We start from the raw sequence: 14,794 nt of genomic DNA, 5'->3' as shown, positions 1-14,794 counted from the left end.
CTGGGTGAACCTATTGAGATTAATCTTTTCGCTAATTTTAGTTGTATTGGCTTCAAACTACGCTCGTGCAGAGATTCAGCCTCTACTGAAAACCACGTGGGGGCAAAGTGGCGTGTGGCAAAGTCAAACCCCTTTGAAAAACAATCGTCCTACCTACCCAGGATGCACAACGATCGCTGTTGCACAAATTTTGTATTATTATCAGTATCAAAACGTTGCGCAAAGCCCTGTCGATTATGTACTTGAACACGATGGACTATCAGGCCCTGACATAGAAAATGGCGTTCTCAGCATCGATCTGACTCAATTTCAAAATCAATGGAGTGATATGGCACTCACTTCAAGCGAGAGCGATGCAAAATTAAAAAGTACAGCGACGTTTATTTATCATGTAGCCACTTCATTAAATGCACAATTTGGCGGTGGAGAGGGTTCATCTGCAACCGGAAAACAAATCGAGAATGCATTTCGTTATCAATGGGGTTACAACAATATTTCTCGTCGTAAAATGTCGATCATTTCGAAGTCTGCATTTGGCTTTAATGATCAAGAGTGGGCCGATCTCATTCGTAGCGAACTCGATAACGGTCGCCCTGTTTTGTATATGGCTCAACAAGTCGACGATAATGCAGGACATGCCTTTGTCATTGACGGATATCGCAGTGATGGAAAAGTACACGTCAACTGGGGTTGGAATGGCCAAGCGAATGGCTACTACGATCCTAACCAGTTAACCGATCCTTATGGAAGAAGCTGGAGCCGTGATGCAATGATTTTCCGCGGACTTGAGCCCAGCGAAGGTTTTGCCTTATCGGTCATGCCCAGTGACACAAGTGAGGCCAAAAACTTTAACTGGGAAGGCAACGGTTCAATCATTAGCTTTAATTCAGGCTCCCTCACTGGCTATGGTCTTACGATGGATGAAGCCCAAATTCACGCCACCGACTCGCTCCCCAGCGTGGTGACTTTTCAATGGCAGGTCGACCAACGAGATGGCCGCTACCTGAAAATTGACTCCGACTCTGCAAAGTCTGCTAGCATTACTTATGGGGTATGGGAAAATCGCGATTCCGATAGGCTGTATAAAAATGTTGATCTACCCTTCGTCCTTGATCCACAAAAAGATGGGTTCGGCGAAATCGAGCAAGAATACTTTGTGATTGCGATAACTTTTGCTCAACAAACCTCACCAGGAACGGTGACTGCCGAAGTCATAAAAACAAATCAGTTGTCAGAGGTACAAAGCCAAACAGCACGTTCTGTTATGATTAACGGATTCCAATGGGCAGGTAATGGCTCACTGATAAGCTACTCATCCGAGAACCAAACGGGCTATGGCCTTACTCAAGACGAAATAAAACTTCATCCCAGTGAAACTCTTCCCGTTGTTTTTCTTCAATGGCAACTGGATGCAAACGATGGTGACAAACTGGAAGTGAGTGGTCCTAATTTACCGGTTAAAATCACCTACGGCCCGTGGAATGATCGCAATCGAGACATTGTGCACCATGTTACATTACCTTTTACCATCGATCCTTCATCCGATAAGTTCAGTTTAAATGATGGTGACTACCTAACGGTAAAAGTTGAGTTCTTAAACAAAATTTCTTCAGAAAGTCTTATCGAAGCAAAAATCACTCAATAGCTTTCAGCGCCAAGTTTATCAAGCCTCTAATTGGCTTGGTAAACTCTATTTTTCAGCGTTTCTTAGCTGTTCGGTTGAGCCAGATAAATTTTAAAACTATCCTTACCAGAAGACTTTACTTTATACAGTGATTCATCCGCATAATTCAGTGCAGCACCTAATTCGATAGGATGATTGGGAAAACAAAGACAGACACCGATCGATGACGTAACGTTTAAAGCGTTGTTTTCATTGACGTTGAACGACTCACTTCTTATTGAATTTAGTATACGATTGCAAAACTGCTCTAAGTGCTCCTGGCTATCGGTTATCAAAGCAAATGCAAACTCTTCTCCTCCATATCGGCAAAATGCGTCTTCTTGTCTAAAAATTATTTTTATCCGCTCCGCAAAGGTAACAAGAACATCATCTCCAGCCGCATGTCCAAATTGATCATTAATCTTTTTAAAGTTATCGATATCGAGTAGGCCTATCGCTATCATACTGTTTTGCCTTCGACAATAACTCACCAATCGTTCACCTTGTTCCATAAAATATCGACGGTTCGGCACTTTCGTCAATTGGTCATAAAATGCTAACTGACCGAGTTTATCATTTAACTTTCGAAGCTCTTGTGTTCTTTTATCTACCAACGCCTCTAAATTACTTTTAATATGTTTTAAATCTTGATTGCGCTTTTCAAGTTGCTCTTGATAAAACCTTTGTTGAGTCACATCCCTTTCTATTGCTGCAAAGTGTGTTACTTCGTTGTATTCGTTGATTAAAGGAAAAATGCTCATCTCTAACCAATAAGGCATTCCCTTTTTAGAATAATTTAAAACTGTTTCATTAATTGGTTTTTTATTTTTAAGCGCTTTATAAATTCGCTTTCGTGCGGCACTATCCGTCATATCCCCCTGTAACAAACGTGGAGTTTCTCCGACCACTTCATCGCAGGTATAGCCGGTCAGCTTTTCAAATGCCTTGTTGACGTAAACGATTTTAGGGCCTAATGGCGGATCGATATTATCGGCTTCGGTAACAACAACAATGTCTTGTGTATTTTCTATAAGTTGCTGCAATGAAAATTGTTTTTTCTGATCGGAAATGTCATTAAAAGTAACCACAATAAAACCATCTTGTGTAACCGGTTGAAACTCCTTATATGCATTAACCATAAACCACGTAATATCGGGTGAGGAACTGTCAATCACACCAAGAATATTATTTCTCAAAGGATCTGGCATTTTTTTTACTAGGTTTACAGGATATTCATCAACATTCAAACGTTGGTGACTTTCGTTAATGAAGTGCCACTGAGGATCCATTGCATCCTTGCCAATAATTTGATTATACGTCAGTCTTAATAAACTTAATGCTGTGGGGTTTGCGTATACAATTGATGTGTCCCATCGATGGATCACAACACCAATGTGTGCAGTGTCCAACAACTTTCTTAAATCTAAATCGTTGATTTTCAGCATTTCAATCGGAGATTAGCCTGGCTTTTTTACAGCTTAGCTGAATTGCACTGTTTTGCCAGCTTCACGACTTTTAAACCTTAAGATACTCAATGATAATGAAATACATTCAGCTCATATTTCATGCCGAAGTAATACCCGGTAAAGAGGTTAACATCACATTCAATCAGATAGGTATTATCGAGTTGACTCTTGCTTTTGTTGGTACATCCGTTCATCCGCTTCCGCCATCATATCGTCTATGCTTCCAATGGATTTCGCGGGGTAACTGACGCAACCCACACTGTATTCAATGTTGTAGCCTCGCTGTTCTCTTTGGTTTATTTCATCGATTGCATTCTTAAAGCGCTCCAATACCGGTTTAACACTTTCTTCATCGGAGTCTGAAAGTAAAGCAATAAACTCATCACCACCAATGCGAGCAAATACATCCGACTCTCGAAATACATCACGCATCACATTAGCAAATGTCATTAAAACACGATCACCTTCAGCATGACCAAATTGATCATTAATGGGTTTAAACTTATCTAAATCAAATAACAGAACGGTTACGGGCATGCCCTTTCGGCGACAAAGCTGAAGGGTGTGCTCCGATAATGCAGTAAACCCCCGGCGGTTTGATATCATGGTTAACTCGTCCAGAGTCGCCAACTGAATCGCCGCAATTTCTTGCTCTGCCATAGCGGCTAAATCTTTAAGGAGTTGTAAATCTTCTTCGTCAAGCTCACGAGGTTTTCTGTCTATCAAGCACAGTGTTCCAAGCTTGCTTCCATTCGACACTTTCAAAGGACAGCCTGCATAAAAGCGAATGTTGGGGTTTTCGAGTACCAGCGGATTATCTTTAAACCTTTCGTCTTCAAGCGCATTCGGAATGATAAAGACATCCTCACCCAATATAGCGTGACCACAAAACGATACATCACGTGAGGTTTCATCGGCGTCCAACCCTTGTTTGGATTTAAACCACTGCCGGTCGCTATCCACTAAACTCACTAATGATATCGGGACACCAAACATGCGTTTCGCCATTCGAGTGAGTCGATCAAATCGCTCTTCTGGCGCCGAATCCAAAATTTTTATTGCTCGAAGGGTTTCCAATCGCTTGTGCTCATCTTCTGGCAATTCTGGAGTTATCATAAATAACCTACCCATTCACTGACACAACAAACTTTACTATAGCAACCTGGATTGAATTTACTAGCAGCACTTTCGCCATGCTCTTCATTTTTCACAGGATTCATGATTTAGGTCAATTAATGCTTAAGAAGTGACTTTGTTCCAAAGCACAAGTTTGTCGATCTAACTTTCTATAGAAGTTATACCTGCCAATTAAAAATTTTCTTTAATAATCAATGAGAAAAGCCAATCATCCGCTTTAGAGTGCTTTTCAAGTGGCAAAGCGAAATCAATATGGATAATATTGCGAGCTAGCGCTCGCGAAGACATAAGACGTAAACCAAAACCGATATTGGAAAGTTTACCCCCTTGCTCAATCCCGTTGAGCCAAACTTTACCTAAATCAATATAAGCAACCATACCAACTCGAGCCAACTGTAACCAGTGCCAATCGGTATACCAGCGATTCTCCAGTTGCCATATGGCACTTTCATTACCCGCAATGAAATTTAATGGATACCCCCGCATCCCATTAACCACATCCAACTTTAACAAGTATTCATTACCCACTCGATAGTATCGACTGTAATTAAAATGAGAGTAAAAAGTTTGCTTTTTATGATGAAAATTAAAATAGCGAGCATCAAATTCGAAAATGCTGTCAAATAAACGCTTTTCATTTTGCTCAAGAAAGCCTTCAAAATGAAAGGCCGTCATCCAAACATTGTCTTCATCATAATAAAAATTCTTTTCCGTAACGACTTTAAAGTAAAGTTTATCGTCACTGTACTTTTCGTCTGCCCAACCCAAACGAGTTTCAACTTTCCAACCTAAGTTCAGATCTTCACTCACGTCCATAACCAAAAGGTTGTTAAACACTTTAAAATCGGGCTCTATCAAAGTGAATCCCACCCACGGATAGAGGTATCGCCTATCACTTGGCAACCATTGGGTTAAAGAAGCGCTATCGCGGTGAGCTTCGTAGTGGCTTTCAATACCCTCATACCCTATATAAAACCGACGAATCCAATTTAAATCAGATCCTAACTTCCACCCCGTAAATATAGAAGCAAATTTGCGGCGACGATAAAACTGATTAATCGACTCGGTGAATCGATATTGCTCAATATCTTCGTCTAGATCTTCCCATTGAACCGTAAATGCAGTCTCTGTTTGTAACTCAAAGAAAGGACGACTTAAAAGAAAGCGATTTTGCTCTCCAGCTTCCGACGTTGCGTGCTCCAACCGTAATCGGTATCTGAAGTTGAATACATTAGGATCTTCGTAAACCACGACATTAAAGCGATCATTAAAATCTTTTTCATGCACAATCGAAATTCGCTTTCCAGTGCCAAGAAAATTACTGTCTCTCACACCTATTCGACTTTTTGATTCCCCCCCTACAGAAGAATAAGAGAAGTCAGGAACCAATGACCAGGTGTCTCGTGTGATAACTAGAATATCTACTTTTTCGCCGCAAACTCGATAAGGTACAACTCGAGCATCATATAAATATTTTTGTTGACGCAACAATCTCTCTGTCTCGTTGATCGTTTGCTGATCATACAGGTCACCCTCAGCAAATAATAAATAAGACTGAATTACATACTCTCTGGTAAGCCAGTGCAACCCGTTACCGAAACGATAAAAACCACCCTGCTCTTTTGGATTTTCAGGGTCAAAGACATTGTGACGTTTTAAAAGAATATCATTGATAATATAACGTTCCCCAGTTTCTAATTCTGGGCGTTCAAATTGAAAGTTAAAACTGTTCAGTTTCGGGTTAATCAAATAATGACAATCACTCTCACCAGCTTTACTCAGCGAGTGAAAAAATACAAAAGCCCACACCACGCAAAATGTTTGGCTCCAATAACCAACATCACGCGATTTAAAAACAGAAAAACTGAGTAACCTGGTTAAAACAAACATGGCCCACCCTACAAAAGAGTGAAAGGTTTACTATTGAAAGTAGCATTCATAGATTGCGCAAGCAAAGTCACTGCATTAAGGTATCGAATCGAGGCAGCTTATGCTCAATTCTCGTTGCGAGATATTAATTAGGAGGTAGCATGAAAGGCAGTTGTTTATGTGGAAATGTCAATTATCGTATTGAACCACCGTTCAAAGTATTTCAATATTGTCACTGTTCTCGTTGTCGAAAGTTTACCGGTAGCGCCTTTTCTCCCAATATCTTTGTTCCATTGAAACGCTTTCACTGGCTCAGTGGTGAAGCGTTTGTCGGGCGATATGAAGTGAAATCGGCCAGGTATTTTGCAACTAGTTTTTGCAAGAGTTGTGGCTCTTCTTTGCCATGGAAAGTTCAAGGTGTTGATAATGTGGTTGTTCCAGTCGGCACACTGGATGATGATCCGGAAATAAAACCGCAGCAAAATATTTTTTGGGCTTCACGAGCACCTTGGTATACTGACGCGTGTGAACTAACCTGTTATGATGAACTACCTAAAAAGAGTTAAAATCAAATAAATTAAATATTAATTTCTTTTTTGAAATTCCGCATAAACTTCCAGGGTCACTTCGTTACCTACCAAAGGCAGGTATTGATCCATTCCAAAATCAGAGCGTTTGAATTTCCCAAGCGCAGAAAAACCCAATGTGTAGTATCCTGTCAACATGTTGTTCGCTCCTCCATGAAAAGTGGCAACTAATTGAATCGTTCTTGTCACGCCACGTAACGTTAACTCTGCGTTAAATAAAAACTGATTAGTATCTTCTAGCGGCTCGACCGAAATCGTATTTAACCAGGCTTGTGGAAATTGCTCACTGTAAAGCCAATCCGACTCACGTAACGTCTCTTCTAGCCCTTCGTTATTCACATCAACACTTGCCGTCATTACACTGGCTTGTAATTGAGTACGCATGAGTTCATTTGGATAAAAGTCGAGGCTGGCATCCATTTCGTTGAATCGTCCAACAAACGTCGAAAGTTTCAAATGTCCCACTTTAAACAATACGGTCGTATGAGAAGGATCAAGCCGATATTGCCCTTGCTTTAACTGCTTAATTTCCGTTTTCACTTCGGGTGTGAGCAACCAACTGCACCCCGTTAGTATACTCACAACAAATAAAACGGACGTGATTTCAATTATCAACGACAAAAAAGGAGCTTTCGCTCCTTTTTGTAACTTTCTATATGCCATCGTCGGCATTCATCGTTTGTCTTAACTGTTCTTCTTGATCCTTTCCTTCCCAAGCGGGCCAGTATTTCTCACGTTTTGCCTTTATGTCATCTTTGTTCTGTTGGTACCATTTATCTGCACTAGCACTTTTTTCTACAAATTTACCGTTTTTCGTCCAGTTAGCAAACTCTTTCGAGGTGACCGTAAACTCATCATCACCACTTTTTCGAATTGGCCGAAGTGAAAAGCGAGCTTTCCAAAAACCCATTCGAGGTGCAACTACAGCGTAGTAAACTTTTCCTGCTTCTAGTGTCGCTTTCATAAAGTCGGCACTTTCACCAATAACCATAAACTTGTGTTCACCAGGAGCCACTTCATAAGGCAGCTTCGTCTGATACGAACTAACACCTATAAACTTTTCCTCTTCAGAAGAAACATCAAATAAAGGCGCTTGAACGGCTTGCCCCAACCCAGACGGCCGAATAAAAATGACCATCGCTTTATCTTGACTGGGAGAGTAATCTGTTTTTTGCGAAAATGTCATGTGTTGAGACATCGTCGAGCACCCCGTTACTAGTGCAAAAACAGCTAGTACACCCAACAGCCTTATTATCTTCATATTTATCTCCATATTTTTTGTATTGTTTATTTTTTGAAAAATTTACTACACCTTGCAATAAATATAAATCAATTCTCGGTTTGATATAAAGTACAAATGGCTCCAGCCGGATCTTCAATAACAGCATAGGGGCGATTTTCTGCAGCAGGCTTTAAAATTTTACCCCCCAACTTTTGACAGGCAGCAAGCGATGATTGCAAATCATCTACCGTAATGTAAACCATCCACACAGGTGGAATATCGGCATTGCCTCCTCGAGCATGGCAAATACCAACTGCAGGATCTTTGCTGTTCGCAGGCATCATATTAAAGTCATCGTACTCTCCCATATTAACCGCTAGAGGATGCCAACCGACCACTTCTTGATAAAAGGACTTGATCGATTCAGCGTCTTCAATGGTTAAATCGGTCCATGCAATTTTGCCTGCCATAATTGGCTCCTAATTGTTAATTTTTCACTTGTAAGCTACCGCTGCTCTAAAAAGCGCTTGATCTGTTGCCCTATCTTAATATTACGATGATGACCAAAGAAAATCTCAGCTCCCGGCCCATACGCATACAAATTAACATCAACTCCGGTATGCCCACGGGTGGTCCAACCGGCAATAGCATTCGCGTCAACCAATAATTTAATAAAGGTTTTTATCGCTTCTTGTTCCGGTATTTCCAATAATGCTTGCCATTGTTTTTTCTCACTTTCAGTGAGCTCTATGCCGGTATCAGCGAGAAACGACTGTAAGCTTTTTTGCTCAACGGCCAAATGCGCATATTGACCGACGCTTTTCGTCATTCGCCGAATGTGTGAAACATTAAAAGCATAGTGGCTATTTCCGTTAATGCTAGCACCAATGGAAAATCCACCCGTTTCATGGTCGGCTGTAACCAGGACTAATGTATTCCCATCGCTTTTTGCAAATTCTATGGCGGCCACAATAGCTTTATGAAAATCGTCAATCTCATACAACATGCCCGCTAAATTATTATCGTGCGCCATCCAGTCGATTTGGCTGCCTTCCACCATCAAAAAGAACCCTTCAGAGTTTTGCAGTCGTTGAATGGCAGCATGAGTCATTTGTGCGAGAGATGGATGCTTTTCTTGCCTTTCTAATACTTCCGGAATACCTACGTTTGCAAAAAGTCCTGCAACATTATTTTGTGAAGACTCTAGTTCCGTGGCATCGCGAATGACTTGAAATCCATACGCTTTTAATTCCGCGACTAAATCGCGATCCGGTCGATAGAAATATTCCCAGCCCCCCCCCAGGAATAAATCGAATACCGGTTTGCCTTGCCACCGGTTATCTAAAAAAGAATCCGCAATTTGATTGTATTGCTTGCGATGTTCCACATGTGCAATAAATGCTGCCGGTGTCGCATGAACAATTTGCGAGGTAGATACCAATCCAGTGCGCATATTTTTCTGTTTCGCAAGCTCCAGTACCGTTGGTTGTGGCAGCTTATTAAAATCAACACCTATCGCGCCATTGTATGTTTTAATACCCGTACTGTAAGCAGTTGCTGATGCCGCGGAGTCGGTTACCCGGTAACATCCTGGACACATACTGCGTTCTTCTTCTGTAAACAAGGCTTCGGTGGATAAACTGCCCACCAGAAACTGATCCAGCAAGAGTGAATCGGTCAATGGTGTTTGCGGATCATCATTAAAGATACGATACGCGTTTATTTGTGCTGGCCCCATACCATCCCCAATTAACAAAATAATATTTTTCGGGGTCGGAGTCGTTGGAGAGAAATCGGTCGTTTGACAAGCGGTCAGTAATAAACAAACACTTAACGCTGACCCAATTTTTTTTAGCATGAAAAGTTTCCTGTTGTTACATTCAATTTTGATAAGTCAATTCGACTTGAAGCAATTTTATCAGCCCACCGGGTTGGCTCTGGCAGTTTAAAGCCACGAGTTAATCGCATTGTCCAGTCTACGGCAGCATCTAAATTAATCAGATGCCCAGTCGATACGAACACGGGTTTAACATTATCTCGAGTACAGAGTGCAACACCAACGGTTTCATTTTTGTGGGAAAGTCCAGTGATATTACCACGCTGCAATGACAATTCTGAATACTCACCGATCAGGCGTGATTTAGCCACTCCAAAACAAGGTCGTTTCAGTAACACACCCAGATGACAGGCAATACCAAATCGCCGCGGATGAGCATACCCCTGCCCGTCACAAATCACCAAATCCGGCAACTGTGGCATTTTATCAAATGCCATCAATACTGCCGGTAATTCTCGAAAGGAAAGAAAGCCGGGAACGTAAGGAAAAGTAACTGGCGCATTTGCAATACGATAGTTCAATATTTCAGCTGTCTCTGCATTACAGTAAACCACTGCAGCGCGAACCGTCTTACCATCGTCAATGTAACCGGCATCAACACCTGCTACAACACGAATATTTTCAGGCTCACCCTCTAGGATAAGACTGGAGGAGAGCTGCTCCTGAAGTTTTCTTGCTGCAGAAAAATCTTGGGGCCAGCTTTCAAGGAAAGAAGACAGCATAACGTTTAGCGTAATGAAAAGCCGTACTTTATGTTGCCTGGTTAGAGAGATCAATGATTTCGACCGAGCAAAATCAACACCAAGATTCCCGATTGAAAATAATGCCATAAGGATTATCAGATAAAATCAATTGACGGTGTTTTTTTAAACGGATGTCGCAATTACGGTTGACTTCTGTTGCTGAATTAAATGGGCAAATCCAATACACAACAACCACGCGATCAATGGATCGGTGATTTCAGCGGTATGATGCAGCAGTTTCATTTGCAAAAACTCAACCAGTAACAAGCTAAGACACAATATCAAAGTGGTTTTCCACCACCTTTGTAACCAAAGCTGTAGAAAATAGAAGCTGGCACCATAGAAAAATAATTTTTCGAAGAGGATGTAACTGTATAGCCATTGCGACCCTTTTAAAAAGCCACCAAAAGGCAAAAAAGAAAAAGATTGTGCATGTGCAGCCAATTTAAATGGATAAGCACCTTTAACCAGCACCCATAACAACAGCATCAGCGCCAAATTGCGAGCTTCCATAACTCGGACATAACGCAATAAAGCAATGGACAGTAAAGCACCCAAGCAATTATCGAGTGATAGGTGATTGCGCACAATCAGCACTTCGCCTAAAAGGACAATACCGATAACAATCAATCGCTTTTGCCACCGGATGGGGTCCGACAGCACTTTTTGCAAAAGCAACCAGAACACACTCCACGCCACCACTTTATCCAAAAGCGAGAATAAATTGAGAAAAGTCCAATCTGTCAAAGGAAGCAAACTGCGTTGGATCTGTGAAAAATCAAGCGAAGGAATAAAAGGAAACCAAAGATAACCTATCCAACATAGGCAAAGGATCAATGGAATAGAAATAAGCGCGGTTGCATTTTCGCCGTCGAATCGCTGTGCCGCCCATTGGCTCGACACCAGCTTTGCGACCCCGAGCCCAATCAAGACACCGACAAAGTTGCTTAAAGCGTCAGCCATACTTGCTATGCGACTTGGCAGATAAAGTTGAAACAACTGCAAAGCAATGGCGTACAACAAGCCTAAAATGGTCAAAAATAACAAAGGTACCAAGGTTGCCCTGGCGTTCAAGCTCAGAGTACCGAAAAAACCAAAGGGCACAAATAGCAACACATTGCCGAGTATATCGCCTCTTGTCGTGCGCTGCTCAAACCCCCAAAACCATTGATTCCAGTTGAATTGTGACAAATCCACCATCACAAACTCAAATGGAAAAAGTGATCCATAGGTAATCAATATTATGACAATTATAAAAACCAGCCGCATAAACTGTGAGTGCTTGCTGACGTATCCTGCCGACCATGCTACACTATGCGCCTGCCTTAATAACAGCTTTTTCAACAAGTTAGCCGCTAAATACTCACCTAACCCATGCCGGTGTTCTTCCCACGGTCCAATTTAAAAGTTTACTTTTGATGATAAATACCGCTTATGAGTGAATTGCTGACAGATTTAATCGAACAAAGTGCCAAAAATTATCCCGGTCGTGTCGCCTTAATCCATAAAAACCGTCACTGGAATTATCGCGAACTCGCCGCTGCCGTTCGAGCCTGCGCCAGCGGTTTACGACAACTCGGGTTAGCTGCAGGTGCACGAGTCGCCGTTTATTTACCAAAACAGTATGAAACCGTGGTTGCTTTGTTTTCGGCACCCAGCGCTGGTGGGGTAATGGTCCCTATCAATCCGCAATTAAAACCGACTCAATTGAAACACATCATCGATGACTGTCAGGCTGACTTTCTGATAACCTCTCGCCAGCGGATGCAGCTCTCACAAGAAGTTTTACAAAGTTGCTCTTCCTTAAAACACATCATTCTGGTGGATGAACAAGGACCAGAGCCCGAAGATCCTCGTTGCATTCACTGGTGTCAGCTCCCTCAAAGTGATTTACTTGCACACCGCCGGATTAGCCAAGACATTGCCGCTTTACTCTATACATCGGGCAGTACAGGTTCGCCGAAAGGAGTGGTGCTGTCGCATCAAAACCTTGTCGCCGGCGCCAAAAGTGTTGCCCAGTATTTAAACAACCACAAAGATGATCGCTTGTTGGCTGCACTTCCACTCAGTTTTGATTATGGGCTTAGCCAACTGACCACTGCGTTTTTAACCTCAGCGAGTGTGGTTTTACTGGAATACTTGTTGCCTCGAGATGTGATTCGCGCGGTGAATAAATACCAAGTCACCGGACTGGCAGCAGTACCACCCCTTTGGGTTCAGCTGGCGGATCTGGACTGGCCCAATGGCGCACCATCGCTGCGTTACATTACTAACAGCGGGGGTACCATGCCACAAACTACACTTGCCGCTTTGCGTCAACGCTTACCCAACACGCGTCCTTATTTAATGTACGGCTTGACCGAAGCATTTAGAAGCACCTACTTGGAACCGGATCAACTCGATAAGCGCCCAACATCGATAGGTAAAGCCATTCCCAATGCAGAAATCATGGTCATGAAACAAGACGGCTCTCCCTGTTCGCCTAACGAACCCGGCGAATTAGTGCATCGAGGAGTGCATGTGGCTTTAGGATACTGGAATGCACCCGAAAAAACCGCCGAACGTTTTAGACCAATCGCGAAAACACACAGTGGTCACTATGGTGAAGTTGCCGTATGGTCAGGTGATATCGTGACCATGGATGAAGAAGGCTACCTCTATTTTGTAGGTCGCAACGACGATATGATCAAAAGTTCCGGCTATCGCATCAGCCCTTCAGAGTTGGAAGAAGTGTTATACCAACACCCAGACGTTGCCGAAGTCGCCACAATTGGAGTACCTCATCGGCAACTGGGCCAGGCGATTGTTTTAGCCATCAAACCCCGAAACAACGTCGATCAATCGATGATCCTGAGCTACTGTAAGCAGGAGTTGCCAAACTTTATGCAACCCAAGCATATCGAGTTATATTCAGAGTTACCACGTAACGCTAATGGTAAAATCGATCGACCACGATTGGCCGACGAACTCAGTAAACGTTTCGGTGAACAATAATTAACGGAAGTAAAAAATGAGCAACGCACGCCCACAGCATTGCCCAATGTCACAATTTCAAGTGCATGATCAACAGTTATTAATTAACGGAACACCGTTGTCGCAGTTAACACAACGCGTTGGACAAACACCTTATTATGCTTACGATCGTTCTGTTATACATCAAAATATTTCAGCAATACGGCATCGTTTCGAGTCAGTCAGTTTGCATTTCGCCATTAAAGCGAACCCGATGCCCGCATTGGTAGACTTTATCGCGCCACTGGTAGACGGACTTGATGTCGCCTCAGGTAATGAACTTACCACAGCCCTTAATAGCGGAAAGCCTTCTTCCAACATCAGCTTTGCAGGACCAGCCAAGTCAGAACGAGAGCTATTAATGGCGCTTGCCTCAAATATCACGATTAATTTGGAATCGGAAACCGAACTTCAGCGTGTGATTACACTCTGCAAACAGCACTCATTTGTTGCCAATATTGCCATTCGCATAAATCCCAACTTCGAGTTAAAAGCATCGGGCATGAAAATGGGAGGAGGTGCGCAACAGTTTGGGATCGATGCCGAGCAGGTGCCCAAAATGATCGCGCAGATTCAAAATGCCAACTTGAACTTTCAGGGCTTTCATATTTTTACTGGCTCACAGAACTTAAACGCTGACGCCATTTGTCAGGCGCATAATAATATTTTTAAATTGGCGAGCGATTTGGCTCAACAGTGTCAAATAAAATTATCCACTCTGAATATCGGGGGTGGCTTCGGTATTCCTTATTTTCCAGGTGAACAACCTCTCGATGTAACGCCAATTGCAGAGAATTTGAAGCAATTACGCCAACAATTTACAAAGGACTTTTCCGACACTGAAATTATTCTGGAGCTGGGTCGGTACCTCGTTGGAAATGCAGGCGTCTTCGTTTCGAGAGTATTGGACAAAAAACGGTCGCGTGGTGAGACCTTTATCATGATAGATGGCGGCTTACATCATCACTTGGCAGCTTCGGGTAATTTTGGTCAGGTCATTCGAAAGAACTACCCAGTAGCAGTGGGTAATAAAATGCAACAAAACGAAGAGGAAGCAGTCACCATCGTTGGTCCCTTGTGTACACCATTGGATTTAATGGCAAAGAATATGACGTTGCCAACTATAGAAATCGGCGATTTGATTGTGATCTATCAATCAGGGGCTTATGGCTTTACCGCCAGCCCGAAAGAGTTTTTAAGCCACCCGGCTCCCATTGAAGTTTTAGTGTAATTAATCCTAGGGAATAAAAGCCCCAAA

Annotated in this window: 13 protein-coding genes; 4 read left to right on the top strand and 9 right to left on the bottom strand. The window is 42.4% G+C overall.

All coding sequences use genetic code 11. From position 1 onward, the window contains the following. Positions 1–4: 4 nt before the first annotated feature. Positions 5–1,645 carry a C10 family peptidase gene (locus tag ACTUJY_RS17505; protein WP_463617420.1) on the top strand — a complete coding sequence of 547 codons (1,641 nt, stop codon included), beginning with the start codon at positions 5–7 and terminating at the stop codon, positions 1,643–1,645. A gap of 62 nt (positions 1,646–1,707) precedes the next feature. Here ACTUJY_RS17505 and ACTUJY_RS17500 read toward each other — a convergent pair whose 3' ends face one another. The 3 genes from ACTUJY_RS17500 to ACTUJY_RS17490 all read right to left on the bottom strand — a co-directional run bounded on the left by ACTUJY_RS17500 (position 1,708) and on the right by ACTUJY_RS17490 (position 6,156). Beyond that, a complete protein-coding gene (locus ACTUJY_RS17500) occupies positions 1,708–3,108 on the bottom strand; it encodes a sensor domain-containing diguanylate cyclase (protein ID WP_463617419.1) in 1,401 nt (466 codons plus the stop codon). Between the two features lie 174 nt (positions 3,109–3,282). Beyond that, on the bottom strand, positions 3,283–4,245 hold the full coding sequence (locus ACTUJY_RS17495) for a GGDEF domain-containing protein (protein WP_463617418.1): 963 nt from the start codon (positions 4,243–4,245) through the stop codon (positions 3,283–3,285). Between the two features lie 192 nt (positions 4,246–4,437). Further along, positions 4,438–6,156 (bottom strand): BamA/TamA family outer membrane protein, encoded by a 1,719-nt coding sequence (locus ACTUJY_RS17490; protein ID WP_463617417.1) that lies wholly within the window; start codon positions 6,154–6,156, stop codon positions 4,438–4,440. A 140-nt stretch (positions 6,157–6,296) separates the two neighbouring features. On the opposite strand from ACTUJY_RS17490, the gene ACTUJY_RS17485 reads away from it, so the two are divergent. Further along, a complete protein-coding gene (locus ACTUJY_RS17485) occupies positions 6,297–6,701 on the top strand; it encodes a GFA family protein (RefSeq protein ID WP_463617416.1) in 405 nt (134 codons plus the stop codon). Between the two features lie 18 nt (positions 6,702–6,719). Here the strand turns inward: ACTUJY_RS17485 and ACTUJY_RS17480 are convergent, their stop codons facing one another. The 6 genes from ACTUJY_RS17480 to ACTUJY_RS17455 all read right to left on the bottom strand — a co-directional run bounded on the left by ACTUJY_RS17480 (position 6,720) and on the right by ACTUJY_RS17455 (position 11,793). Continuing rightward, the gene (locus tag ACTUJY_RS17480; RefSeq protein ID WP_463617415.1) at positions 6,720–7,343 is read right to left on the bottom strand and encodes a YceI family protein; all 624 of its coding nucleotides are present in this window, start codon (positions 7,341–7,343) and stop codon (positions 6,720–6,722) included. Between the two features lie 31 nt (positions 7,344–7,374). After that, positions 7,375–7,920 carry a hypothetical protein gene (locus tag ACTUJY_RS17475; protein WP_463617414.1) on the bottom strand — a complete coding sequence of 182 codons (546 nt, stop codon included), beginning with the start codon at positions 7,918–7,920 and terminating at the stop codon, positions 7,375–7,377. Positions 7,921–8,051: 131 nt separating this feature from the next. Further along, complete coding sequence (locus ACTUJY_RS17470; RefSeq protein ID WP_463617413.1) at positions 8,052–8,414, bottom strand: VOC family protein; 363 nt, start codon at positions 8,412–8,414, stop codon at positions 8,052–8,054. Between the two features lie 35 nt (positions 8,415–8,449). Then, positions 8,450–9,802: an alkaline phosphatase gene (locus ACTUJY_RS17465; RefSeq protein WP_463617412.1), complete on the bottom strand. Its 1,353-nt coding sequence runs from the start codon at positions 9,800–9,802 to the stop codon at positions 8,450–8,452. Next, positions 9,796–10,503 carry a deoxyribonuclease V gene (gene nfi, locus ACTUJY_RS17460; protein ID WP_463617411.1) on the bottom strand — a complete coding sequence of 236 codons (708 nt, stop codon included), beginning with the start codon at positions 10,501–10,503 and terminating at the stop codon, positions 9,796–9,798. Before nfi ends, ACTUJY_RS17465 begins: the two co-directional genes overlap by 7 nt. A 144-nt stretch (positions 10,504–10,647) precedes the next feature. Further along, positions 10,648–11,793: a VanZ family protein gene (locus ACTUJY_RS17455; RefSeq protein WP_463617501.1), complete on the bottom strand. Its 1,146-nt coding sequence runs from the start codon at positions 11,791–11,793 to the stop codon at positions 10,648–10,650. A 165-nt stretch (positions 11,794–11,958) separates the two neighbouring features. Here ACTUJY_RS17455 and ACTUJY_RS17450 point away from each other — a divergent pair, with 165 nt between their 5' ends. Together ACTUJY_RS17450 and ACTUJY_RS17445 are read left to right on the top strand one after the other, a co-directional pair. Continuing rightward, the gene (locus ACTUJY_RS17450; RefSeq protein ID WP_463617410.1) at positions 11,959–13,518 is read left to right on the top strand and encodes an acyl-CoA ligase (AMP-forming), exosortase A system-associated; all 1,560 of its coding nucleotides are present in this window, start codon (positions 11,959–11,961) and stop codon (positions 13,516–13,518) included. A 16-nt stretch (positions 13,519–13,534) separates the two neighbouring features. Continuing rightward, positions 13,535–14,767: a pyridoxal-dependent decarboxylase, exosortase A system-associated gene (locus ACTUJY_RS17445; protein WP_463617409.1), complete on the top strand. Its 1,233-nt coding sequence runs from the start codon at positions 13,535–13,537 to the stop codon at positions 14,765–14,767. The last annotated feature ends 27 nt before the right edge of the window (positions 14,768–14,794 follow it).

The sequence above is a fragment of the Pleionea sp. WD8-19 genome (genome assembly GCF_055326765.1).
This window is presented reverse-complemented; position numbering and strand designations above follow the sequence as displayed.

Excerpts from the sequence above, each read along its gene's own strand:
- ACTUJY_RS17500 (WP_463617419.1), bottom strand. The coding sequence starts at position 3,108 with ATGCTGAAAATCAACGATTTAGATTTAAGAAAGTTGTTGGACACTGCA.
- ACTUJY_RS17495 (WP_463617418.1), bottom strand. The coding sequence starts at position 4,245 with ATGATAACTCCAGAATTGCCAGAAGATGAGCACAAGCGATTGGAAACC.
- ACTUJY_RS17490 (WP_463617417.1), bottom strand. The coding sequence starts at position 6,156 with ATGTTTGTTTTAACCAGGTTACTCAGTTTTTCTGTTTTTAAATCGCGT.
- ACTUJY_RS17485 (WP_463617416.1), top strand. The coding sequence starts at position 6,297 with ATGAAAGGCAGTTGTTTATGTGGAAATGTCAATTATCGTATTGAACCA.
- ACTUJY_RS17475 (WP_463617414.1), bottom strand. The coding sequence starts at position 7,920 with ATGTCTCAACACATGACATTTTCGCAAAAAACAGATTACTCTCCCAGT.
- ACTUJY_RS17470 (WP_463617413.1), bottom strand. The coding sequence starts at position 8,414 with ATGGCAGGCAAAATTGCATGGACCGATTTAACCATTGAAGACGCTGAA.
- ACTUJY_RS17465 (WP_463617412.1), bottom strand. The coding sequence starts at position 9,802 with ATGCTAAAAAAAATTGGGTCAGCGTTAAGTGTTTGTTTATTACTGACC.
- nfi (WP_463617411.1), bottom strand. The coding sequence starts at position 10,503 with ATGCTGTCTTCTTTCCTTGAAAGCTGGCCCCAAGATTTTTCTGCAGCA.
- ACTUJY_RS17455 (WP_463617501.1), bottom strand. The coding sequence starts at position 11,793 with ATGCGGCTGGTTTTTATAATTGTCATAATATTGATTACCTATGGATCA.
- ACTUJY_RS17450 (WP_463617410.1), top strand. The coding sequence starts at position 11,959 with ATGAGTGAATTGCTGACAGATTTAATCGAACAAAGTGCCAAAAATTAT.
- ACTUJY_RS17445 (WP_463617409.1), top strand. The coding sequence starts at position 13,535 with ATGAGCAACGCACGCCCACAGCATTGCCCAATGTCACAATTTCAAGTG.